This window comes from Nocardiopsis synnemataformans, from assembly GCF_965343085.1.
In the GTDB taxonomy this organism is placed as follows: Bacteria; Actinomycetota; Actinomycetes; order Streptosporangiales; family Streptosporangiaceae; genus Nocardiopsis; species Nocardiopsis alborubida.
Genome location: NZ_CBDRFA010000027.1, coordinates 1 through 19,374, shown reverse-complemented (window position 1 = coordinate 19,374; position 19,374 = coordinate 1). Strand labels below are relative to the sequence as shown.

At 65.6% G+C, this 19,374-nt stretch carries 27 protein-coding genes and 2 pseudogenes; 11 read left to right on the top strand and 18 right to left on the bottom strand.

Annotation, left to right across the window (positions count from 1 at the left end; translation table 11 throughout):
• Positions 1-372: 372 nt before the first annotated feature.
• The 8 genes from ACSIH6_RS17080 to ACSIH6_RS17045 form a co-directional block, all read right to left on the bottom strand.
• Complete coding sequence (locus ACSIH6_RS17080; protein ID WP_435109296.1) at positions 373-1,314, bottom strand: DNA-processing protein DprA; 942 nt, start codon at positions 1,312-1,314, stop codon at positions 373-375.
• A 32-nt stretch (positions 1,315-1,346) separates the two neighbouring features.
• Positions 1,347-1,493, bottom strand: a complete 147-nt coding sequence (locus tag ACSIH6_RS17075; protein ID WP_435109295.1) for a hypothetical protein — start codon at positions 1,491-1,493, stop codon at positions 1,347-1,349.
• A 70-nt stretch (positions 1,494-1,563) separates the two neighbouring features.
• Positions 1,564-2,604 (bottom strand): hypothetical protein, encoded by a 1,041-nt coding sequence (locus ACSIH6_RS17070; RefSeq protein ID WP_435109294.1) that lies wholly within the window; start codon positions 2,602-2,604, stop codon positions 1,564-1,566.
• Between the two features lie 80 nt (positions 2,605-2,684).
• Positions 2,685-3,245, bottom strand: coding sequence for a GNAT family N-acetyltransferase (locus ACSIH6_RS17065; protein WP_435109293.1), 561 nt, complete (start codon positions 3,243-3,245; stop codon positions 2,685-2,687).
• Between the two features lie 106 nt (positions 3,246-3,351).
• Positions 3,352-3,810, bottom strand: coding sequence for a hypothetical protein (locus tag ACSIH6_RS17060; RefSeq protein WP_435109292.1), 459 nt, complete (start codon positions 3,808-3,810; stop codon positions 3,352-3,354).
• 104 nt (positions 3,811-3,914) lie between these two features.
• The gene (locus ACSIH6_RS17055; RefSeq protein ID WP_435109291.1) at positions 3,915-4,391 is read right to left on the bottom strand and encodes a hypothetical protein; all 477 of its coding nucleotides are present in this window, start codon (positions 4,389-4,391) and stop codon (positions 3,915-3,917) included.
• Between the two features lie 199 nt (positions 4,392-4,590).
• Positions 4,591-4,767, bottom strand: a complete 177-nt coding sequence (locus ACSIH6_RS17050; RefSeq protein ID WP_435109290.1) for a hypothetical protein — start codon at positions 4,765-4,767, stop codon at positions 4,591-4,593.
• The gene (locus ACSIH6_RS17045) at positions 4,764-5,504 is read right to left on the bottom strand and encodes an N-6 DNA methylase (protein ID WP_435109289.1); all 741 of its coding nucleotides are present in this window, start codon (positions 5,502-5,504) and stop codon (positions 4,764-4,766) included. Before ACSIH6_RS17045 ends, ACSIH6_RS17050 begins: the two co-directional genes overlap by 4 nt.
• A gap of 102 nt (positions 5,505-5,606) precedes the next feature.
• Between ACSIH6_RS17045 and ACSIH6_RS17040 the strand changes: the two genes are divergently transcribed.
• Both ACSIH6_RS17040 and ACSIH6_RS17035 read left to right on the top strand, forming a co-directional pair.
• Positions 5,607-5,834: a hypothetical protein gene (locus tag ACSIH6_RS17040; protein ID WP_435109288.1), complete on the top strand. Its 228-nt coding sequence runs from the start codon at positions 5,607-5,609 to the stop codon at positions 5,832-5,834.
• Between the two features lie 87 nt (positions 5,835-5,921).
• Positions 5,922-6,314 (top strand): annotated as a pseudogene (locus tag ACSIH6_RS17035) (transposase); the annotation flags it as partial.
• An 87-nt stretch (positions 6,315-6,401) separates the two neighbouring features.
• Here ACSIH6_RS17035 and ACSIH6_RS17030 read toward each other — a convergent pair.
• Complete coding sequence (locus tag ACSIH6_RS17030) at positions 6,402-6,704, bottom strand: hypothetical protein (protein ID WP_435109287.1); 303 nt, start codon at positions 6,702-6,704, stop codon at positions 6,402-6,404.
• Between the two features lie 257 nt (positions 6,705-6,961).
• On the opposite strand from ACSIH6_RS17030, the gene ACSIH6_RS17025 reads away from it, so the two are divergent.
• A complete protein-coding gene (locus ACSIH6_RS17025; RefSeq protein ID WP_435109286.1) occupies positions 6,962-7,180 on the top strand; it encodes a hypothetical protein in 219 nt (72 codons plus the stop codon).
• Positions 7,181-7,785: 605 nt separating this feature from the next.
• Here the strand turns inward: ACSIH6_RS17025 and ACSIH6_RS17020 are convergent.
• The gene (locus ACSIH6_RS17020; RefSeq protein ID WP_435109285.1) at positions 7,786-8,715 is read right to left on the bottom strand and encodes a tyrosine-type recombinase/integrase; all 930 of its coding nucleotides are present in this window, start codon (positions 8,713-8,715) and stop codon (positions 7,786-7,788) included.
• A 123-nt stretch (positions 8,716-8,838) separates the two neighbouring features.
• On the opposite strand from ACSIH6_RS17020, the gene ACSIH6_RS17015 reads away from it, so the two are divergent.
• On the top strand, positions 8,839-9,144 hold the full coding sequence (locus ACSIH6_RS17015) for a hypothetical protein (RefSeq protein WP_435109284.1): 306 nt from the start codon (positions 8,839-8,841) through the stop codon (positions 9,142-9,144).
• 995 nt (positions 9,145-10,139) lie between these two features.
• Here ACSIH6_RS17015 and ACSIH6_RS17010 read toward each other — a convergent pair.
• The 3 genes from ACSIH6_RS17010 to ACSIH6_RS17000 form a co-directional block, all read right to left on the bottom strand.
• Positions 10,140-10,580 (bottom strand): site-specific integrase, encoded by a 441-nt coding sequence (locus ACSIH6_RS17010; protein ID WP_435109283.1) that lies wholly within the window; start codon positions 10,578-10,580, stop codon positions 10,140-10,142.
• Positions 10,532-11,212 carry a site-specific integrase gene (locus ACSIH6_RS17005; protein WP_435109282.1) on the bottom strand — a complete coding sequence of 227 codons (681 nt, stop codon included), beginning with the start codon at positions 11,210-11,212 and terminating at the stop codon, positions 10,532-10,534. Before ACSIH6_RS17005 ends, ACSIH6_RS17010 begins: the two co-directional genes overlap by 49 nt.
• 243 nt (positions 11,213-11,455) lie before the next feature.
• Entirely contained in the window at positions 11,456-11,581 is a 126-nt protein-coding gene (locus ACSIH6_RS17000) for a hypothetical protein (protein WP_435109281.1), read from the bottom strand.
• A gap of 170 nt (positions 11,582-11,751) precedes the next feature.
• Here ACSIH6_RS17000 and ACSIH6_RS16995 point away from each other — a divergent pair.
• From ACSIH6_RS16995 to ACSIH6_RS16985, 3 genes and pseudogenes are all read left to right on the top strand, one after another.
• Positions 11,752-12,018 (top strand): annotated as a pseudogene (locus ACSIH6_RS16995) (Tn3 family transposase); the annotation flags it as partial.
• 34 nt (positions 12,019-12,052) lie between these two features.
• Complete coding sequence (locus ACSIH6_RS16990; protein ID WP_435109280.1) at positions 12,053-12,343, top strand: hypothetical protein; 291 nt, start codon at positions 12,053-12,055, stop codon at positions 12,341-12,343.
• A complete protein-coding gene (locus ACSIH6_RS16985; RefSeq protein ID WP_435109279.1) occupies positions 12,340-12,870 on the top strand; it encodes a hypothetical protein in 531 nt (176 codons plus the stop codon). The genes ACSIH6_RS16990 and ACSIH6_RS16985 overlap by 4 nt, the downstream gene beginning before the upstream one ends.
• Positions 12,871-12,889: 19 nt before the next feature.
• Here the strand turns inward: ACSIH6_RS16985 and ACSIH6_RS16980 are convergent, their stop codons facing one another.
• The gene (locus tag ACSIH6_RS16980; RefSeq protein WP_435109278.1) at positions 12,890-13,123 is read right to left on the bottom strand and encodes a hypothetical protein; all 234 of its coding nucleotides are present in this window, start codon (positions 13,121-13,123) and stop codon (positions 12,890-12,892) included.
• A 234-nt stretch (positions 13,124-13,357) separates the two neighbouring features.
• On the opposite strand from ACSIH6_RS16980, the gene ACSIH6_RS16975 reads away from it, so the two are divergent.
• The 4 genes from ACSIH6_RS16975 to ACSIH6_RS16960 are packed head-to-tail and all read left to right on the top strand — an operon-like array spanning position 13,358 to position 14,832.
• Positions 13,358-13,762 carry a recombinase family protein gene (locus ACSIH6_RS16975; RefSeq protein ID WP_435109277.1) on the top strand — a complete coding sequence of 135 codons (405 nt, stop codon included), beginning with the start codon at positions 13,358-13,360 and terminating at the stop codon, positions 13,760-13,762.
• Complete coding sequence (locus ACSIH6_RS16970) at positions 13,759-13,920, top strand: helix-turn-helix domain-containing protein (RefSeq protein ID WP_435109276.1); 162 nt, start codon at positions 13,759-13,761, stop codon at positions 13,918-13,920. The genes ACSIH6_RS16975 and ACSIH6_RS16970 overlap by 4 nt, the downstream gene beginning before the upstream one ends.
• Positions 13,917-14,498 carry a hypothetical protein gene (locus tag ACSIH6_RS16965; RefSeq protein ID WP_435109275.1) on the top strand — a complete coding sequence of 194 codons (582 nt, stop codon included), beginning with the start codon at positions 13,917-13,919 and terminating at the stop codon, positions 14,496-14,498. Before ACSIH6_RS16970 ends, ACSIH6_RS16965 begins: the two co-directional genes overlap by 4 nt.
• 31 nt (positions 14,499-14,529) lie before the next feature.
• Positions 14,530-14,832, top strand: a complete 303-nt coding sequence (locus tag ACSIH6_RS16960; protein WP_435109274.1) for a hypothetical protein — start codon at positions 14,530-14,532, stop codon at positions 14,830-14,832.
• Between the two features lie 153 nt (positions 14,833-14,985).
• Here the strand turns inward: ACSIH6_RS16960 and ACSIH6_RS16955 are convergent, their stop codons facing one another.
• The 4 genes from ACSIH6_RS16955 to ACSIH6_RS16940 form a co-directional block, all read right to left on the bottom strand.
• Positions 14,986-15,435, bottom strand: a complete 450-nt coding sequence (locus ACSIH6_RS16955) for a hypothetical protein (protein WP_435109273.1) — start codon at positions 15,433-15,435, stop codon at positions 14,986-14,988.
• A complete protein-coding gene (locus ACSIH6_RS16950) occupies positions 15,435-15,875 on the bottom strand; it encodes a replication/maintenance protein RepL (protein WP_435109272.1) in 441 nt (146 codons plus the stop codon). Before ACSIH6_RS16950 ends, ACSIH6_RS16955 begins: the two co-directional genes overlap by 1 nt.
• A 704-nt stretch (positions 15,876-16,579) precedes the next feature.
• On the bottom strand, positions 16,580-18,625 hold the full coding sequence (ligD, locus tag ACSIH6_RS16945) for a non-homologous end-joining DNA ligase LigD (RefSeq protein WP_435109344.1): 2,046 nt from the start codon (positions 18,623-18,625) through the stop codon (positions 16,580-16,582).
• 261 nt (positions 18,626-18,886) lie between these two features.
• Complete coding sequence (locus ACSIH6_RS16940) at positions 18,887-19,150, bottom strand: hypothetical protein (RefSeq protein ID WP_435109271.1); 264 nt, start codon at positions 19,148-19,150, stop codon at positions 18,887-18,889.
• Between the last annotated feature and the right edge of the window lie 224 nt (positions 19,151-19,374).

Genomic DNA, 19,374 nt, shown 5'->3' with positions numbered 1-19,374 from the left:
TTCCTCTCCCGGAGATTTCCCGTCTACATCGACAGACGACGGTTCAGCAGCGGGCCCTCCGTCGGTGACGTCCCGTGTTCACACTAGGCGGCGGCGAGTCCCACATCCGACCCCTGGGGCTTCTGCTGACGCGTCAGCACCCGTCCAATAAGTAGGGGGAAGCGATGGTAAAGACCGGTAGGACCAATACCTGAACCACGTCGGCGGGGCCGGCGCACTACGCCTGGCCCCGCCATAAAACGCTGACCCGCGCAAAACGGGATCTCATCGGAAGGCCGGTGACCGCGGATTCGCCCTCCCTTTGGCGGATCGAGGAAGGCATCGTGGGTTCCTATACTCTCCATTGTCTCTTTATTCAATGGCCATATATGATCATCGATCGATCGCCGCCAGGGCATCGTCGGCATCGGTTACCAGCATGGCGGTGCGCTGCTTGATCAACAAATGCGTGCCTGCTGACGCTGCCGAGGTCGTGGGACCGGGCACAGCACCGACGACACGGCCGAGTTCGTGCGCCTGCGCGGCCACGTTCAAGGCACCCGAGCGCCGACCGGCCTCGACGATCATCGAGGCCTCCGACAGGGCGGCGAGGATCCGGAAGCGGCGGAGGAACATCGTGCGCGTCGGGCGGGTGCCGGGCGCGGCTTCGGTCACGAGCATCCCTCTGCGAGAGATCTGATGCTGTAGCGAAGCGTTGCCCTGAGGGTAGACGATGTCGAGGCCCTGGGGCAGGACGGCGAGGGCGCGCGGCAGCTCACCGCCGGAGTCAGTGGCCATCAGCGCTCCGCGCATCGCAGCGGTATCGATGCCGAAGCTGGTCGAGGAGACCACGGCGGTATCCGAGCGGACGAGACCGTGCGCCAACTCTTCGGCCACGTGATCACCGTATGCGGTCGAGGCGCGAGAGCCGGTGACCGCAACGGATTTCTCGACGGCCTCGGCAAGACGACCAAAGCCGGTCATCCACAGCGCGATCGGCGCATCTGCGCCGAGGTCCTTCAGCCGTGCTGGGTACTCGGGCGAGTCGGAGGCGATGAGGCGGGCGTCGTGCCTAGTCATGGTCTCGAGGTCGGCAGCGCCGACTTCCCAGCGCCCCATCGAAACGAACGTGTGTCGCAGCTTCTCGACGGCCTGCTTGCCCTCCACATCTGAAAGGTGCGCCAGGGCCGTCGACGGATCGTCGACGGTCAGCAGCCTCGCCAGCGCGTCGAAACTGCCAGTGCGGGCCAGCGCCTGGCTGATGATCCCGTGCCTGTCGAGGTGTGCGAGTCGGAGCATCGTCGCGCGGACGACGGTGTCGGAGGGTGCGGTCATGGTAAGAAGCCTTGTCTATGAAGGAGGTCAGGTCAGGGCTGCTCGGCCTTCGTTTTGACCGAGTCGTCGATGTTGGCCTGGTCGCCGTGCTCGTCGATAAGCTTCTCGGTCTCGTCGAAATCGGCGGCCAAGCGCGTGCGGGCCGTGGGATGGGCCATGCGGCGGTAGAGAACGAACAACTCGTTGATGGGTGCTGTCTGTGGCCAGAGGTTCGCCGCCCGATCGGGCGGCCCCGGCGGGGTGGAAGGGTCAGTCTCGGGTGGCGTCGTAGTAGGTCACCCAGCCGCGGTTGGGGCCCGTCCACAGTTCGGCACGCACCGCCTGGACGGGGCGACGCAGGTGCGGGGCACGTTCCAGAGCCGCCTCGGCATCAGCCAGACCGGTGTCGGTGTGCACGTACCGGCGGCGCCGACCGCCGCTGTCGTGGAGGCGGTGCAACCACATGCCGGGGTTGGCGTCACAGCGGGCGATCGCAGCCTCGTAGGCGTGCTCCTCCAGCAACAGCCACGCCAGTGCGTTCTCGTTCACGGGGATGTCGTACCGGTCCCGGCTGAGCGCGATCACCTGGTCCCATTCGTCCTTCAGCGCGAAGCCGGGGGCCCGGTACAGGACGGTGCCGGCGTCGTCGCCGTGTTCGCACTCGTTGCACGGGTTCTGTTCGGCGGTGCCGACCAGCGTCTGGCCCAGGTACACGTCGGCCTTGGCCGCCGTGGTGTGACGCAGTTCCACGCGCTGCACATCAGCCAGGCTCACCTGGTCGGTGGGCAGGTTGAGGCCGGTGTGCGGCAGGACGACTCCCCCGTCCACGTTCGGTGGGGGTTGGTCGGCGTCGTAGACGCTCACCCAGCTGTGGCACAGCCACACTTCGGCGCGGCGGACCCCGTCGCTCAGGTCCGTTCGGGCGGCCCGCATGATCCGGTAGTCGCTGGCCGTCGCGGGCGCGATGACGCTGTCGAGGTGGCGGTCACCGTCGGCGTCGTACCAGCGTACGGCGTGCTCATTCCCAGCCAGGCACTCGATGTGCTCCTCGCAGTCGTACTCGTACACGAGCGCCTCGCACCATTCGGCTTCGGTGGGCGCCTGGCCATGCGTGGTGCGGCACTCGCGGATGTAGGCGCGCACGACCTCGGCCCCGGCTGGGGCGTGGGTGATGCGGAGCGGGCCGCCACCGTAGTCGGTGATGGTGCACAGCACCTGGCTGTCACGGTTGACGAAGGCGGTGAAGCCCTTCCCCGGGGCGCCGGGGGCCTGGTGGACGACTTCCCTGACCCACGGCACGGGTTCGGGCATACGCATCTGGCTGTGGGGCAAAGGCTCGGAAAGCATGGTCCTCCTTGGGGGTGCGGGGCGGCAGGGAAGAGGCGGCCGATTTATCGGCGTCGGGCGCGGGAGCGCTGGATCCAGGCCTGTTCGGCGGTGGGTGCGCAGTAGGCGCGCAGCAGGCGCACGGGTACGCCCAGGTAGCGGTACCGGTCCAGGGCCGCGTCGATGTCGTCGGGCACCAGCTGGTGCTGCTCGGCGCCCTCGGCCTCTGCGCGGGGGGTCATGGGTAGGACGAGTTCGTCCAGGGGCGGTGGCGGGTCGCACACCCGCTGGGCCAGCAGGTCCCCCAGGACTGTGCGGCGCCCCGAGATCCGTAGAGGGCGCCCGGTGGTCATGATGTGCAGGTTGCGGGCTGTGTTCCATAGCGCGGTCGCCACCCCCTGGCGGCGCATCCGTGGGGTCACGTAGATCTCGCTGGCTTCCCCGACCTGGTGCCAGCGGATGGCACCGATCTGCTTCTCGGTGATCCGGCGGGCGACCGCCGCGGTCATCGTCATCACCACCCCCGCCCCGGGGCGGCCTTGTTCGTCGCAGGCCAGTGCGAGCAGTTGATGGGCTTGGTCGGGCCCGGTATCGGTGGCGGGGATGTGCACGAAGTACAGGTCCATGACGGGGCCCTCCTTCCTTCGGCGTGCGGGTGGGGTCACCACGGGGCCTGGGTGTGCTCGTCCAGCCGGACAGCGGCCGGGGTGAACAGGGGTCGATGGGGGTGATTCAGTCGAAGTAGGGTGCGAAGCGCTCATCGCTGAGGTCGATGTCGACCCGGCGGTCACCGTCGACGACGGTGAACACGCAGCTCTCGTTGGCGCTGGGCTGGAGCGGCCCGCCGCGAAAGAACTCCCGCCAGACAGCGATCGCGGCCTCGATCGGCGACATGCCCTCCTGCTCGATGGCCCAGGTCACGCTGTACTCGACCGGGCAGGGATGCGGTTCGGCGGGATCGAGGGGCAGATGCCCCTTGGACGGGTTCGGCTGCTGGCCGAAGACGGCGGCCCAGACGTTGCGGGCGAACTGCTCAAGGTCGCCCTCGATCGTCACGGCCTCGTCGTAGCGGAGGACGAGGATCTCGTCGTCACCTTCGCCTTCGTACTGGCCGCCGGTCTCCTCGGCGAACGTGTCTTCGGTGGTCTTCGAAACGTTGGGGTTTTGGACGGTCTCGATGTGGAGAGACACAGCTGCTTCCTTCGTGGAGTGAGCGAAAGGGTCGGGGCGCGGTCAAAGAGACAGTGGAACAACGCCGTGTCGATGTATTGCATCCCTGGCGCTTTATGGGTTGATCAACCGCGGAGCATGGCGCCGCCGCGCTCGAGATCCCCTTCGATATACGTGAGCATTTCGCCGGTGCCGGGGTGGGCCATCACGTAGTGGTAGGAGGCCTCGACCGCGGTCATCTTCCAGCCAGCTTCACTGAGGGCCTCTATCAACGATTCCTCACCCCCGGATCCGGCGAAGAACGCCTGGTCGATGGAGAAGCGGCGGACGAAGTTGCGGTTGACCTCGGCGATGACGGCGCCGTAGCACTCGTCAAGGAGCACCGCGCGGACCTGGTCGAAGGTGGATACCCTCTGGTCGCGGATGCGAGCGAGCTGATGGTCGACCTGGGCCCAGAAGCCCTCCGGCACCGGCGGGCATCGCTGGTCGCGGCCGGAGCCGAGGCAGGCCCGGCAGCGGTCAGTGGGCTCCTCGCGGGCTCTGGGGGCGTCGGCGGCCCACCCGGGGTGGTCGAGGCAGTTCAGGCAGATGGGTCCAGGCATGGCAGATGCCCCTTCAGAAAATCATTGGGCTGATCATCAGGTCTTTCAGCGATGGCCACAGGAAACGGCCAATCCCGCGACTGGGGCGCGGGTTTTTCGCTGGGATGCGCTCGAACGGGAGTCGATGGGATCGGAACGCCCTGCGCCTCGATCCCATCGACTCTGGCCCGTGCCCGCCGTTAGGCGGGCCCGTCACATCTCAACCACGCTCATCAGAATCTTCACTGTCGTCGAACCCTGCAACGATCTCGTTGATGGCGTCGGGTATCGACGAATTCACGATCGCTGAAGCGAGTCGGTCGAGTTCGTCACCGCTGAGCGGGCGGCCGGCCCACTTCTCAAGCTGCGATCGTGTGAGAGTGATGCTCTTCATCATTTCTCTTCCTCTGTCGGCGATGTCGGGTCGGTGTCCGCGCTGGCATTGAGGTCGGACCGGTGTTGCAGTCGCGGGCCCCATCCGCCGAGGAGGTGGGCGGGGGTCGGCCAGGTACTGAAGACCTCGCGTGTGAGGGTGTCCTGGTGGCGGATGATCGCCGGGACGCCAAGCAACGCCAGGTGGATGTAGATCATGTGGACGGCCTGCAGGGAGAGGTCTTCGGCCGTGACGTGCAACTGGGTCTGATGGTTGAGCCCGTGCGCGCCCATCTCTTCGGTCACGGCGACGATGAACGCTCCAGCCCCGCAGGCGGGCTCGTAGAGCTCGGCGAACCCGTGGGTGGCCACCTGGTCGACGACGTCGCCGATGGTCATCGCGGCCGCGAGCCGGGCGACGTCGCTCGGTGTGTAGACCTGGCCCAAGCGGTCGTTGCCGAGCTCGAGCTCCATGTAGAGGCGTCCGAGGACGACGTCGCTGGGCTTGGCCTCCATCGTCAGCGTGGTCAGTGCCAGGGCGTGGGCGAAGCGGTCCAGCTCCTCGCTCGAGTAGCAGTCAGCGATGGCCAGGTACCGCGCCTCCCGCTCGCCGCGCCCGCGGATCTCGACGGCGTTGCGCAAAGTCAGCGCGGCCATTTCGACGAAGTCCTCGAAGACCACAGGGAGGCGGCGGGGCCCGGCGTTGGCACGTAGTAGCCCGATGATCTCTCGGCGGTGGACTGCGGCTGTCGTCCTGGTCACGGGGGCGTCCTGTTCTGGGTAGAAGACGCGAACGACCCGGCCGCTGGTGAGCAGCCGGGTCGTTCGCGGGGAGTGCGGTGTTGGGGTCGTCACCCCTGACGGATGAGCAGGGCGACCTCCGCGTCGGGGACAACCAGCGTGCTCATGGTCAGTCCAGTCGCGCGGGGTCCAGCGTCCACCGTGGTCGGCGCGGACTACTCGGGTGTCGACCAGGGCCTGCTCGATCTCGTCGATGCACTCGGCGGCGGTGACGAGCGGCTGCTGAGGTACCTGTGTTGTGGAGGGTTCTGCTCCGCCTTCGCGGTGTCATCGATGGGCAGGGCTTACTGAGTTTTTCGTCAGTTGTGTGGGGTCGGAGGGTGGATTTCCAGCCCGGTGTGAGCCAGGAAGGACCAGGGGAGCCGGTCCTCTTCGCAGACACGGTTCAAGAAGTTCCTGGCCAAGATCGACAAGCAGGTGCCCGCCGAGTTGGACGTGCACTTGGTCCTGGACAACTACGCCACCCACCAGACGGCCGAGATCCGTCGGTGGCTGGTGCGCCACCCCCGGTTTCACCTGCACTTCGCCCCGACCGGTTCCTCGTGGTTGAACCTGGTCGAGCGGTGGTTCGCCGAGATCACCACCAAGCTGATCCGCCGGGGGACCCGCCGCAACATCCAGGCTTTGGAGAAGGACATCCGTGACTGGTCCGCTGCGTGGAACGAGGCTCCCCGGCCGTATGTGTGGACCAAAACGGCCGAGGAGATCCTCCAGAGCATCGCGGTGTACTGCCAACGCATCCCGAAACGAACTAATAAATCAGCACACTAGCTGTTGGCTCGGGACCCTCCGGAGATGGCGTCCAGGGTAGGGCGGTGAGGTATCCCTCCCAGCGGGTTCCCCCTGGAAGGGTCTAATTCAGAAGGGGGGACCGTCGGGATCGAGTGGTTCCTCGAGCTTACGATAGGGGCATCGAAGGCGTTCCATCGCCCGTCGGGGGGTGGGGGCCTCCGCTTCTTGGTCTAGGGATTCACCGAAAGCAACTTCCTCCCCGGAGGCGTCGTAGGCGATTGCGTAGTAGCCGGATGGCTCGCCTTCAACGACGGCGTCCCAGCTTGCATTGATCACGTGGCCGGGAGCGCCCCACACCCAGGTGATCCTTACCTCCCCTCCAGACACCAGATGTTTGTGCAGGTCAAAGCTGTCACTGTTCTCGTTCATGAGTCTCATTTACGTCATGTGTGTTTTGGAACCGCGTTCGCCGTTCCAGTGTTCCCATTCAAAAACTTGATGCTGCTGAGGCGCCGATCCTGATTAGTGCCGGGTCATCGGCGCGCTAGTCAGTCGGGTGATACAGCTCGCAGGTTGAGAAGAGCAAAATCCCATGAATTGCCCTGTTCCCGCGTTTCGCGGAGAACTCGACGTCGCACTCCTTGTGCACCGATGGACTGCACGATTCTGGTGGCGCTAAAACGAGAGTGGACTATGACGATGCGGTATGTTCCTCCCAAAGCATCGACACCATCGAGGCCCTCGTAGAGCGGGAGGACGCAAAACTCGTCAAAGCTAACAGCAACCTGCAGAAAATACAGACAACGATCCCGCTCACCGAGGAGGAGCAAGCCTTCCTCGAACGGCTTTGGGAGTGGTTCGCCAACACCCCGCCCCTCCAGGCCCGACGCACCTCGGCAGCTTAAATTCTCAGTCGACGCGCTTTTCCTTCCGGTCATCGACCTTCGGAAGGATCGAACTCGGTGCGTTGATGTAGCTTTTGACTGCACCGGAGGTATGGGGCAAACTCAACCAAGCGATCGCTGCATTGGAGTCGAGGCACTGCCGGTTTTTGGGAGTCCTAACTCCAGAGACAGAGACTGCACGGAGTGCTCCATCTAGACGTCAACCCGGCGTCTCCCAATGGGTCATGATCGGTACGAAGATCGCATGAAACCGCCCTTATTCATGTTCATTGACGTCTTCGTGCTCGCGCTGACTGCCACGCTCGTCAGCGGTAACGGAGACGGTCGAGGCGTCTCAGATATCTGGCGAAATTCCGACGACCGCGGAAAGGAAGGCGATGGGAGCTAGAAACGCCATGGATGGAGCGCTCTTTCCACCCGAGCAGTTCATCAGAGTGGAAGACGGCAATGAAGCGGTTTCAAGTGGGTGGCAGGCGTAGCGGACATCGACGCTTCCGGCGTCCAGCCCTTAGCCTCGGGTCGATGACGTCTTGACTGTCTCCGTTGCTGCTGACGAGCGTGGCAGTCAGCGCGAGCACGAAGACGGCAGTGAACGTGAAAGCTCCTCACTTATCGGCAGGCAAGTGGGCGACGGCGGCTTCGAGGTCCGTCTGCGTGGGCAGGGTGTAGCGGCGGGTGGTTTCTAGCCGTTTGTGGCCCATCAGCTGGCTGATGACGGCCAGGTCGACCTTGCCGCTGCGGGCCAGGTTGGCGCCGAAGGTGTGCCGCAGCACGTGAGCTGAGATCGCCGAATGACCGTGACCGTCAACCACCTGAGCGTCAAGGGCGATCTCTTCCAGGAGCAGGTTCACCGCCCGGTCACTCAACCGGCCACCCCGTCGGTTCAAAAACAGCGCGCCGGACTCGGCCCCGGGCCAGTCGGTCCGCTCGCGTTTCCAGGCGGCCACTGCCTCGCGCGCCGAGGCGTTAATCAACGGGACAGTGCGAGCACCGTCGTTCTTGCCCGGGCGCACAATCACTTTGCCTTTGCATGCTGAAAGCAACACGTCGTCGACGTCCAAGGCGACCAACTCGCTCACGCTCAATCCAGAGTAGAACAGCAGGCACCCGATGGCCCGGTCGCGGCCCAAGCGGCGTTTTTCTACCGCGCGCAGGAACCGTTTCTGCTCGTGCGGAGCTAGCACCCGCGGCGTGGTGTGTTCGGGCTCATCGCGGTCGGCGCTGGCCGGACCCAACCCCAGGTAGGTGAAGAAGTGGTCCAGAGCGACCAGGTGGGCGTTGGCAGTGGCCGGGGTACGTTTGAGCACGGTCTTGAGGTGGGCTCGGTAGTTGCGGGCCGCGAAGTCGCGCCCGTGCGTCTCGGTGAAAGGGTCACCCCCATCCGAGGCGGTGTCCTCTAGCCAGGCTAGGAAACCCCGCACTCGGGAGGCGTAGGCGCGGCGGGTGTGCTCGTCCAGTGGTGCCTGGTCCAGGGCGGCGACGTAGGCGTTGAAGACGGCCTCATAGCGGATGGGCAGGTGTTGGCGTGGCGGCATCTGGCCAGGGCTCCCTGATATCAGAAGTTCGGCTTCCTGATCGTACCGGGCAGTCGAAGTATCAGATTCAGGCGCGCTAAGGTACTTCTGATATTATGGAGTATCAGAAATAGGAGGAGTTGAATGACCTCGACGAGCGGCCAAGCTGTGGCCACAGAGATTGATGAGACACCGTGCACCGTGTGGGTGCTGCGCCGTTGGGACCGCGACGACGATGTTGTCTCTCTGTGGACCAAGGAGGCAAAGGCCCAGGAGTACTTGGCCCGATACGTAGGCGACCTCTGGGACGACATCGTTGGGGACGAGGGTGTGCCCGACGAACCCCCCTCTGATGACCAGCAGACGATCAACCTCTACTACGGCCCCCAGGACAGCTGGGACGAACAGGGTTACTGCATTTACCCTGAAGAGGTCGATAGCGACCTCTAGCCCGCACGTCGTGCCCGCCCCATCCCTAGTGGGGCGGGCACGCCTTCCAGAAGACCACATCTCAACTAGCGGGTGGTGCACATGCCCGCCTGAACAGCACACGGCCCTCACTGCACGAACAGCCCTGTATCCCGCAGGAGAGCCACACCGGAGTGTCTCCCGTGCGAGACAACCGCCTCCGCCGAGGAGATGAGCGGGCCCAGCCAGCATCACATAGTGGCCTAAGTCGTGGACCAGGCAAGCTGCCCTTGACCAGGAACTGCTAGGAGCCCGCTATGCCCCGGCTGACCCTTAGAATTTGAGACCCAGGCCACCGAGCCCTCCGGGAGCCTGCTCGAACGCGGTCGCCAGACGCTGGGATTAGCCCGCTACACCGGCTGGGAAGCCTTCGCCTCTCAGCTCCCGGCGGCTGAGGTCGCACCGCGACGGTCCGAGGGAGACAACTGACGTGCCACAGGCTTCTGAAAATTACGTCCCCGCCCCACGGCAGGCTCCTCCGAAACGAGCTCTGGAAAAACACGGGCTGGGAGACCGCAGCATCCTCTGGTTGGCCTTGCCGATGACTTGGCCGGCGAGCTTGTCCCCTTCGCAGACCGTTTCGCCACGGTCATCCTCGGCGAGCGCCGTCGCCCTCTTGGTCTGGCTCGCCCATACGCTCGAGACGGAGACGCGGACGGTGACCCATTCACCGGCCCAGCGGCGAGGCACTGGTGTCGGAACCTAAAGAAGGCCGGAGCCCCGCAGGGAACCTACCTGGGCACGGCCAACCGGCTTGCCGGTGTGGATGCGCTCTCCGCCCTATGCCGTTCGAAGCGTTCCGCGGTGGTGCACATGCAGCTGGTCGCCCGGGGCACGCTGTTGCGGTTCTTGCGCACCGTGATTTGAGAGGCCAACCTACGACCGGGCCCCGCCTGCCACCTGGACTACTAGGGGGCCGATTCTGGTGGAGGCCGGTGATCGAGTAGTCGGTATCCGTCTCTGCCCGCCCCATGTAGTCACTCTGCGTAGCCGTCGGGGGCGTAGTGGGACCAGGGGCTTCCCGCCTCGGCTGCCAGCGCGGTGATGTGTTCGGGGTAGTAACCGAGCATCCGGGCGATGACCGGTGCCGGGGCTTGGAGCACGAGTTGGCGGATGGCCGCGGTGCGGCCGTGGAAGGTTGGCAGCCCGTTCTTGCGCATCCGGCCAGCGAGCGTGCTGGTGTCCATCGGCTGGCCGGCCCGGCGCCCGGGGAAGAGCCAGCGCGCCCCGGGGTTGGTCGCAGTGGTCAGGTTCGGTCGTCGGGCTGCGAAGGCCCGAAGCAGCTCGGCGAACGGTTCGGGGACCGGGGTCGGCGGGTCACCGAACCGGATGCTGAGCCGCCCATCCTCCTCGACCAGGTCGTCCAGGGTCAGCTGACAGATCCGGCTGAAGGGTTGGGCGAAAAGCAGCGCCAGCACCACGACCACCCTGGTCCAGCAGGTCCAACTCCTCGTCCTCGGCCGCCCGGCGCAGCAGATCTTCCCAATGCCGTTGAGGGCGGCGCGGGTGGTCTGTCTGGTCCAGGGCCTTGAGCAGGGTGCGGATGCGAAAGTCGGAGGAGACGCAGGTGTAGCGCGCGGGCGAGGCGGCGTAAGGCCGGGCGGACCTCATGGGTCCCCTGCTGAAGGACGTCCGCGATCCGGTCCATCCCGCCGGTTCCATGGCGGGGGCTGACGGTCAGGACGCTGCGGCGTTTGGGCGGGGAGCCCTTCTTGGCCTTGCCGTGGCGCACCTGGCAGACGCCGAAGTCACCGAAGGCCGGGGCGTGGGGGTTGCGGGAGAAGTCGACCAGGTCGAGCATGCGGGTCTCGTTGCAGCGCAGGCCGAAGGCGTAGGCGGTCTTGAACAGGGTGGCGTCGCGGAAGGCGGGCAGCCACCCTTTGCGGCCGTGGCCGGGGATGCGGTCGACCTGGTCGTCGGCGTGGTCGAAGAACGTCACCAGCTCGGCGTGGGTGAAGGCGCGCTTGGCCGGGTCGGACTCGTTTTCTTGCAGGTGGACGGCGGTGTTCCACTCGTGGGCGATCTGGATCGGGTGGGTGCCGAACCGCATCTCGCACTCGGTGGGCCAGCCGTAGGCGGGGTCGGTCAGGTAGGCGCAGAACGAGCGGACGGCTTCGGAGTAGCCGCGCAGGATGGAGCGGTTCAGGTTGCGCAGGGCCCGCAGGTCGCCGAGCCATTCGTCGAGCCTCTGAGCCGACCAGGTCCAGGGGAAGGTATCGGCATGGCGGGTGAACGCCTTCGCCGCCTTCTGGCGGCCATCGATGGTGGAGAAGGCGAGGTTGCGGGCGAACCGCTAGTTGCACCAGCCCTCCACCATCGCCTCGAAGACCTGCTTCTCGGGGCGCAACAGGGACAGCCCGTCCACCAGGTGTAGGCCCGCGCCTCCGGCGCGGGTGCGTCTCGGCTCATCCGTTCTCACTCTCCATCGCTTACATCAACCGAAGGAATCCTTCATCGGTTGAAACGGTAACGAGAAAGCCCTGTTGAGAAGGGGTTATCGAGAACTTCGTGCGCGATAGGTTTACGATCCCCAGCTGCGGTCGTCACGGGATCTCCTGCCTGGTGGGCCCTTCGGTCGGGCGTGCTGACCAGCAGGAGAAGCTCATCAAGCTCAACACCCTGTGGGCCAACCTGGTCATCTTCCACAATGCCCTGGACATCGCCGACGTGGTGCGCACCCTGGTCGCCGAGGGGTGGACCATCACCGCCGAGGACCTGGCCGGGCTCTCCCCCTACCTGCGCGCCCACATCCGCCGGTTCGGCGCCTACGCCACCGACGAACTCGGGATCGAACCGGAGGCCTTCGAGGCCGCCCTGGCCGAGATCGACTTCACCGTCCTGGACCTGGCCGCCTGACGGGCGGACCGGACCCCTACACGCGAAGGAACCCATGTCCCAGCACTACACCGACGAGGCGCTCAGCTCCGGCAAACCGACCAGGCGCCGGCGCTTCAGCGACGAGGTGCTCTTCACCCTGGAGTGTGTGAGCTGCGAGGCGGACCTGCGCACCACCGATGCCCAGACCCAGGTGGTGGTCGGCCACTACAACGGCGGCCAGCTCGCCGCCTGCCGGGGCGAGTGCGCCCGCAACGCGTGCGGGCACCCGGGCGGGCTCCCGCACGAGGGTCCGGTGCTGCCGTTGGAGCGCCGCATCGCCGAGTGGGAGGACTTCGACCAGTGACCCGCACCTGGGGCACCCCGCCCGAACCCACCGCCGAGGACCCCCCGGATCAGGTCGCCGCGCAGGACGCCCGAACCGGCGTGCGCCGCTGCCGCACCGGGTGCGTCGCCATCAAGGACGCCCGCGGCGTCAGCTCCGACGTCGACTCGCACTCCTTCATCTGCCACGGGTGCGGCGGCGCGGTGTGCATCGGTTGCCGCACCACCCCCGTGGTCAGCGGGATGCTGTTCTGCACCCCGTGCGGCAACGCCCAGGCCGCCATGAGCGCCCAGGCGTTCCCCGACCTGGTCGACGACGACTACACCGAGCCCTCCGAGGAACCGATGACCGCCGGGCAGATGCGTGCCCTGCTCGCTGGGGTGGGCGACGACGTGCCGCTGCGGGCCCTGTACGGCCCGCACCTGAAGAACGGGATGCGGGAGTGGGAGATCGTGGCGGCCCGCCACATCCTCCAGGGCAAGCCGCCCGAGGGGCCACGGGTGTGCTTTGCCCTCTACCTCCGCGGGGACGGTCACACCAGCAGGTGATCCCGACCGGTCAGGCGTTTCAGGGCTCGCGGGAGCGCAGCGCCTCGGCTGCCTCCTCGGCCCGCTCTTTGAGCGTCTCCAATGCCTCGTAGAAGTCGAACACCGTCTGCTCGATCGCTTCCCACTCCTGCTGTTCGGCGGGGGTGGGATTCCACGCCTGGGGCCCCAGGTCGATACCCGCTGGGGCCGAGGCCACCAGGGCGACCAGCTCGGTGAGCGTGCCCAGGCCGGTGTAGACCTGACTGATGTGCACTCGCTCAGCGCGGCTGCGCTCCAACTCCGCGATCCAGGCCCGGCGGTCGCCAGCAAGGCGAAGGCCGCACTGTTCTCGCCGCCTCCGGCTTGAGCGAAGCCCGCGGCCATCTCCAGATCCTGCGCGGCATGGACGAGCTGGCGGACGACCGGACCAGGATCGTCGGACTCGGACATCATCGGCCTCCTGAACGCGAACGGGTCCGCTCCAGCATCACCGGGGGCGCACGCCGCGTTGGAAACTTCCGGTGTTCATCTACTCCGAAGGCACCGTTCTTCGTACACCTGGGGGACGGACACTGCCCTCGCACCCCCCGACGACCCCCTCGCCCCCGCGCCGACCTCCAGTAGCGGGGCGCTCATCGGCTACGCCCGCGTCTCCACCCGCGAGCAGAAGCTCGACCGCCAGTTCCGCGCTCTGGCGGCCGCTGGGTGCGCCAAGGCCTTCGCCGACAAGAAGTCCGGCAAGAACGCCCAGCGCCCCGAGCTGAAAGCGTGCCTGGCCTACCTGCGTCCCGGTGACACCCTCGTCGTCCCCGCCCTGGCCGAGTTCATCCGCGAACTCATCGTGGAAGGCACCCGCGAGGGCCTGGACGCCGCCCGCGCCGCGGGCAAACGCCTGGGACGGCCCCCGCGATGACCCCGGAACAGATCCGCCACGCCCGCGACCTCCTGGAGCGCCCCGACAACAGCGTGGCCTCCATCGCCCGCCTGCTCGGCGTCAGCAGGTCAACCCTGTACAAGCACGTGCCCGAGCTGTCCGGCGGCCGCCACACCGAACTGACGGAGAGCCCGTGACCCCCCACCCGCTGCCCCGCCTGCTCGCCGCCGCCCATGTTCTGGAGGTCGCCGGGCACCTCCCGCCGCTGACCGTGGCCATGACGCCGGGCGCCGGCCTCATGCCGCCGGTGACCCTCAGCCCGACCACGAACCTGCCCACCGAGGACCAGCACGCCCTGGTGCACGCCATCGCCCGCGCTCACCGGTGGTCGGCCCAGCGGCTCGGCCTCGCCGATGGACGGAGCACCAAGGGCACCGTGGACGGGATCCGCGTGGAGGTGATGTCCGCGCCCGGGCTCGGCGCCGACGGGAAGGTGCTGCGCCACCCGGATGCGTCCACCGCAGCGCACGCCGCGCTCCTGCGCGACCTTCTCGACTGGGCGGCCGCGCTCGACACCAGCGTGCGGGAGCTGGACGTGATGGAGGAGACCGAGGACGGCGCCGGGCTGTGGACGCTGGTGCGGGTGCACGAGAGGGACCTGGAGGCGGTGCTGGCCGAGCACGCGGTGATGACCGTCCCGGCTCCTCACGGGTGGTCGGGCTACCGCGCCGAAGGCGTGCTCCCCACCGGCCACCGGCTCATGATCAGCATCTGAGACCCCACCCCCTGAACGAAAGAGAATCGACGTGTTCGCCGAGACCGTCGCCGTCGACCCCCGCCACCTGAGCGCCCTGCTGGACACCCTCGCCCGCACCGACCCCACCCCACCGTCCCTCCCGGCCGCCCTCCAAGAGCTGGCCGACGCCCTGCACGGCCAGGACCCCGACGCCCACACGTGGCTGGTCCCGGCCCAGGCGCTGTGGACGGCCCTGCACTACGCCAACGCCCTGGACGTGTTCGGCCTGGACGAGTGCGACGCCGCCATGGAGGCCCTGGCCGAAGCCGAACTGGTGTTGAGCGGGTGCCACCGATGGAATCGACTCAGGTGACGGCTCCGATCGGAGTGGACAACGCGTTAAACCGAGCACCGTGATTTGGGCTACCGAGCACACAACTCCCCGAAGTGGCAGGTCTGCCGCTCAAGCACCCCGGATAGGCCCTGCGAACTCATCACAAGCCGCAGAGCCTGTCCGGGAACCGCCTCATGTGGGCCGGACAACACGTAGATGGCGCTTACGCCGAGCAGGTTTGGACGGCCTGGACTGTGGCTGAGTGGTAGAGAGAAGGTCGCTTTTGACCATGATCTGGGGTGCATCTGCAGGCAGCGCATCGGCTGTGCGCAGCCAAGCCTCGTGTGAGCCGCGGCCCGCAAAGTGAGGGTTAACCCGGATGTGCTGGTGATCTTCACGCCAGGCCAGCCCATGATTCTTGAGCTTAGTGGTGACCTTGCTGACGTAGGTGTCACCGACATCGAAGAGGCTGGCGATGTCTTCGCGTGTGGCGAGGACGGTGCCATCGGCGTTCATGGAAGACATAAGCCACAAGAGAATGCGCAGTTCCACCCCGGACAGGTCCAGAGAGGCGATGTGCCTCAAGACCAGTGCGTTGGTGTTGACGACTACGTCGTCGAGTAGGACCTCAGTGGGATCCATCACGCCTCCTTCTGCCTGCCCATCGGTACCTCAAAAGCGACCACGTCCGGGGGCAGATCCGCCAACACCTCGGCCTGCTGGTCGCTAGACCCAGCGAAAAAAACACGCGGATGCAACTGATAGACCCCCCGTTTGACCTGCATCACCAGCCCGATGTCGCGCAAGTTACTCAGGAGGGCCGACACGTCCGTGCGGTGGATCTCTAGCTTTTGGGCCATCTGGCCCTGAGTCATGCGGACCTGACCCGTGCCATGCTCCTGCTCCAAGCCCAAGAGCAACAGGATCAAAATCTCCCGACGCCCAAGATCGAAGTGCTTAACGATCGTGAACAGACTCCGGCTGACCTGTTGGAAGGCTCCGCCGACGAAGTCGTAGTTCGCGGGACGCTGTCTGCGTTCGACAACGACCCTGTCGCCTCTGCCGAGCTTGAGCGGTTGCACTGTGTGATCGGTGGTGGACGTGTCAGGGATTTCGGGGGGACGAGCCCGGCGTGCGTGTCTGCCCACACGGACCTCATTCCAGGTAGGTGGCGGAAGTGGCCGTGAGGACCACTCTAGACCAAATAGTGCACCAGTAGTGCACTCAAGTGTGGCATCAGCACCACATTGGCGTGTTGAACGTAGTGCTGGCGCTACGTTCGGCCGACCTACCTCTTCAGGGGGAGCTAAGCAGTGTCAGCACTACATTACTGCTGAGTAATGTAGCGTCAGCACTACGTTACTCTTCGCATAAGCGCAGGTCAGAGGCCCAATCGCCCAGGTTTCCTCTTAGAACAGAAGGAGCAGCTCTCCCACAACACTCCTCCGAGCTCCCACTCAGCACAGACCACAGTGCACAGAGAAGCCCTGCATGTAGGGCAACTCGGAGATGGTGCACAACCAGGTACGCCGCTGCAGTTTGGATCAGACCGGACACAAAACTGAGCACTCCCCTGGCTGACGACCGGTGAGCGACTGGTGGTACCCGGGGGCTCGCGCCCCCGGGACCCCCCGTACCGGGCGGGAACCCGGCGCGGATAGGACGTCCGGGATGATCCCTCCCACGCGCCGGAACCCCGCCCGGACATCCGCTAGCCCCCTAGGCAACGTCCTCAGAGGTGCCAGTAGCGGACTCCAAAGCGCTGAGGCAGCAGTGCTCCAGCGCTTCATACTGTGGTTAAGGCCTGACTACGGGCAGCAGCATGATCAGGACGGCCGTTTCTGGTCCGGGGATAGGGTTTCTTGGACCATCTGGTGGGCGGCTGCCCTACCACCTTTCGAGGGGCTCGCAGTCTCTGAACCTCGCTCACCCACCAAGCCCATACACGCCGTTCAACCTCGTAGCCAGCCATACGGCGTGCTCGTGTGCCAGCTACGCCCAGGATCCGAGCAACACGGTGGTAAAGCTCGGGGTGTATGCGTGGAGGCCGAGCGGTCTGGACTTTGGACACGAGGCCGAAGGACGTGAGGATGTGCAGGTGACAGACGATAGTTCTCCTGGAGTAACCAGTCCGCTGAACTAAAAAATCTACGCCGTAAGGGTGGTTCTGTTGTTGTCCCTGCTTCAAAGCAAAAGCAGTGATTTCAACATGCCGACCTAGACCGCTGGACCCCCCGGAACGAAGAGACGCCCAGACGTCGTGTGCAGCGTGCTCGGAGCGTTCCCGCATGCGAGCAAGCAACTGCTCCCTAGACGGCACCAGGGACCTATCCGCAAGGCGCGGGGTCGCTTGTGTCCCACCCTGTGTGGTGGGCATCTCGCGTACCTGCTGCACTGGCCATTCGAAAGACGGGAGTAGACGGTAAGTGTGAGCGCGGCGGCCTTCACCCTCCTCGACGAGGATGAGACGGCCATCCAGCACCAAGCGGGCAAGTGCACGAGCTGCGGTGGAGTGTGCCATACCGGTTGCGTCGGCTAGGCGTCGACCGTCGACCTCAACGGTGTCCGTGAGCCCCTCCAGGGCCATCTGAGCTACATAGTGGATGGCCCTGCGATCGCTGGCACCGGATTGGGTTCGCCACCAGTGCCCGAATGGGGCGATGGTGGCGCTCACCTGCTCGATGCTCCACACTGTTTCAACTAGTGCTCGGACCTGTGGGGTGTCCTGGGTATGTCGTTTCCTTCGCGGTAGACGTGCAGCGTAGGCAACTTGGCGGTGCCACTGTCGCTCGAGTATGGCGCGTTGGGTGGCGGGGCTTCGGCGCCGACGCCCGAAGTCTGTGGCTTGGGTGCGTATGTGTTCCCAGCCAGGTGCGTGTGGGCGGGTGCAGAACTCCTGAAGGACCTCTGCCAGTGACCACCGGGCCAAGGCCAGCCCTGTGAGGATCCGGGCCAGGTGTGCTGAGGCGTCTGATTGGGGAGGCTGAGCCAGTAGCTCTGCGATGGCTGTTGGCATGGGGCGGGGCCGACCGACCAACCGTGCCGCTGTGGTATCGACGATGCGGTCTGTATCAACCGTGGTATCCGGATGCTCGTGGTTAAGCCCATGGCCGAGCAACTCTGCGAGCTTCTCCAGGCGCTTTAGGGTGTTGGCGGTCGCGTCGGCGTAGGCTGAGGCCACAACTGGATCATGGGGCGTGAGTAGTTGGGAATACCCGCCGGCGCGGTGTGGCGCGCCGGGAGGGCGTACACACCCTGTCCTTGGGTTGAGTAGCGGGCTCTTGTCGACAGTTGGGCACTTGTGGGCGGCCGCGTATGCGATCCGTGCCACGAGGGATGCGGGGGCCCCGGCTGCGCGCGCATCGTTGACCGGTACCCACAGGTGGAGTCCATTTGGAGAGCCTGAGGCGATCACTAAGTATGCGAGTCCAGCAGTATCCAGCTGCTTGGCAAGGTACGTCGCGTCCTGACGTACCTGTTCTGCGCCGTTCTCAGCTCTCTTGGTGTCCAGATCGAACACGATGAACTGGAACTGGCCGTGTTCGTTGGCGAGGTAGACCGCAAACGGGGCCTGAGGCGGGTGCGCGGTGACAGGTACTTCGTCGTCGTAACGGTGCGCCCACGTGCCATCCTCGTTGAGCACGTCGCACCGTACGCGGCCGCGCGGTGTGTGCCAGCGGGTGAACTCCTCCCATACCTGTTGAGCGCGGACAGCTGGATCAAGGGACAGGGTCGGCCGCGGGACGCGCGTACGCCGCTGTACAGCGCGTTTCTGCTCGGTTTTTGGGCATACTGGGCCAGACCCGGGGCCGTCATGTATGATGGGCTCCATCGGGTAATGGGTTTGCTCGAACATGCCGAAGGCCCCGCCCGGTGAGGGACGGCTTTTCGGCAGGTGAGGTGGTCCGCGGCAAACGGACTACCTAGGTGCAGTGCCGGTCGGCAAAACCGGACTGTGCTAGTGAACGGTCCCAAACCGTTCACACATGTGAAGTTGTGTTGTTAGGTCAGGGATCGCTGGCTTTGGCAGGCGATGCGGTCCCCAATAATCTTCCGACGAGGCCCGGTCTCCGACCGGGCCTCACACGTATCTCTAAGCAGCTCCTTGATGGGTCGTCTTGCTAGCAGGACGAGTGTCAGGGCCGGCAAGGCGTTCTAGGGCCTCGCGCAGGGCACCGTTGGCGACTTCCCCGACGAACTTGGGAAGCTTGTCCCCGTGCTTCTTCAGGATCGCTTCCAGGCCGTTCGCAAGATCGCGGTCTACGTACAGCGTGAACTGCCGCGGACGAGTCTCGTCGGTGTAGATGCGCGGACGCCCACCACGGTTGACCCGCTCGGGATGGCTGGCGCTACTCATGCCTCTATAGGTATCAGATTTTTTTACTCAGGAAGCCTAGTTTCGGGCGGTCACCGAGTGTTTCTTGGTGTCCGGTTTCGGCCAAGAGGCCCTATGTAGTCTTGTGTCCGGTTCCTAACTTCATCACTGGTCGGCGGCTACACACATCGTGTGCTTGCGCCTAGTGCCGTGGCCGGAAACGTTCGCCTGAGTGCCCTCACGCTGCGATGGGTAGCGGTCGGCCT

Coding starts and splice junctions, on each gene's coding strand:
- ACSIH6_RS17080 (WP_435109296.1), bottom strand. CDS start 1,314: ATGACCGCACCCTCCGACACCGTCGTCCGCGCGACGATGCTCCGACTC.
- ACSIH6_RS17070 (WP_435109294.1), bottom strand. CDS start 2,604: ATGCCCGAACCCGTGCCGTGGGTCAGGGAAGTCGTCCACCAGGCCCCC.
- ACSIH6_RS17065 (WP_435109293.1), bottom strand. CDS start 3,245: ATGGACCTGTACTTCGTGCACATCCCCGCCACCGATACCGGGCCCGAC.
- ACSIH6_RS17055 (WP_435109291.1), bottom strand. CDS start 4,391: ATGCCTGGACCCATCTGCCTGAACTGCCTCGACCACCCCGGGTGGGCC.
- ACSIH6_RS17050 (WP_435109290.1), bottom strand. CDS start 4,767: ATGATGAAGAGCATCACTCTCACACGATCGCAGCTTGAGAAGTGGGCC.
- ACSIH6_RS17040 (WP_435109288.1), top strand. CDS start 5,607: ATGAGCAGGGCGACCTCCGCGTCGGGGACAACCAGCGTGCTCATGGTC.
- ACSIH6_RS17030 (WP_435109287.1), bottom strand. CDS start 6,704: ATGAACGAGAACAGTGACAGCTTTGACCTGCACAAACATCTGGTGTCT.
- ACSIH6_RS17020 (WP_435109285.1), bottom strand. CDS start 8,715: ATGCCGCCACGCCAACACCTGCCCATCCGCTATGAGGCCGTCTTCAAC.
- ACSIH6_RS17015 (WP_435109284.1), top strand. CDS start 8,839: ATGACCTCGACGAGCGGCCAAGCTGTGGCCACAGAGATTGATGAGACA.
- ACSIH6_RS17005 (WP_435109282.1), bottom strand. CDS start 11,212: ATGCGGTTCGGCACCCACCCGATCCAGATCGCCCACGAGTGGAACACC.
- ACSIH6_RS16990 (WP_435109280.1), top strand. CDS start 12,053: ATGTCCCAGCACTACACCGACGAGGCGCTCAGCTCCGGCAAACCGACC.
- ACSIH6_RS16970 (WP_435109276.1), top strand. CDS start 13,759: ATGACCCCGGAACAGATCCGCCACGCCCGCGACCTCCTGGAGCGCCCC.
- ACSIH6_RS16955 (WP_435109273.1), bottom strand. CDS start 15,435: ATGGATCCCACTGAGGTCCTACTCGACGACGTAGTCGTCAACACCAAC.
- ligD (WP_435109344.1), bottom strand. CDS start 18,625: ATGGAGCCCATCATACATGACGGCCCCGGGTCTGGCCCAGTATGCCCA.
- ACSIH6_RS16940 (WP_435109271.1), bottom strand. CDS start 19,150: ATGAGTAGCGCCAGCCATCCCGAGCGGGTCAACCGTGGTGGGCGTCCG.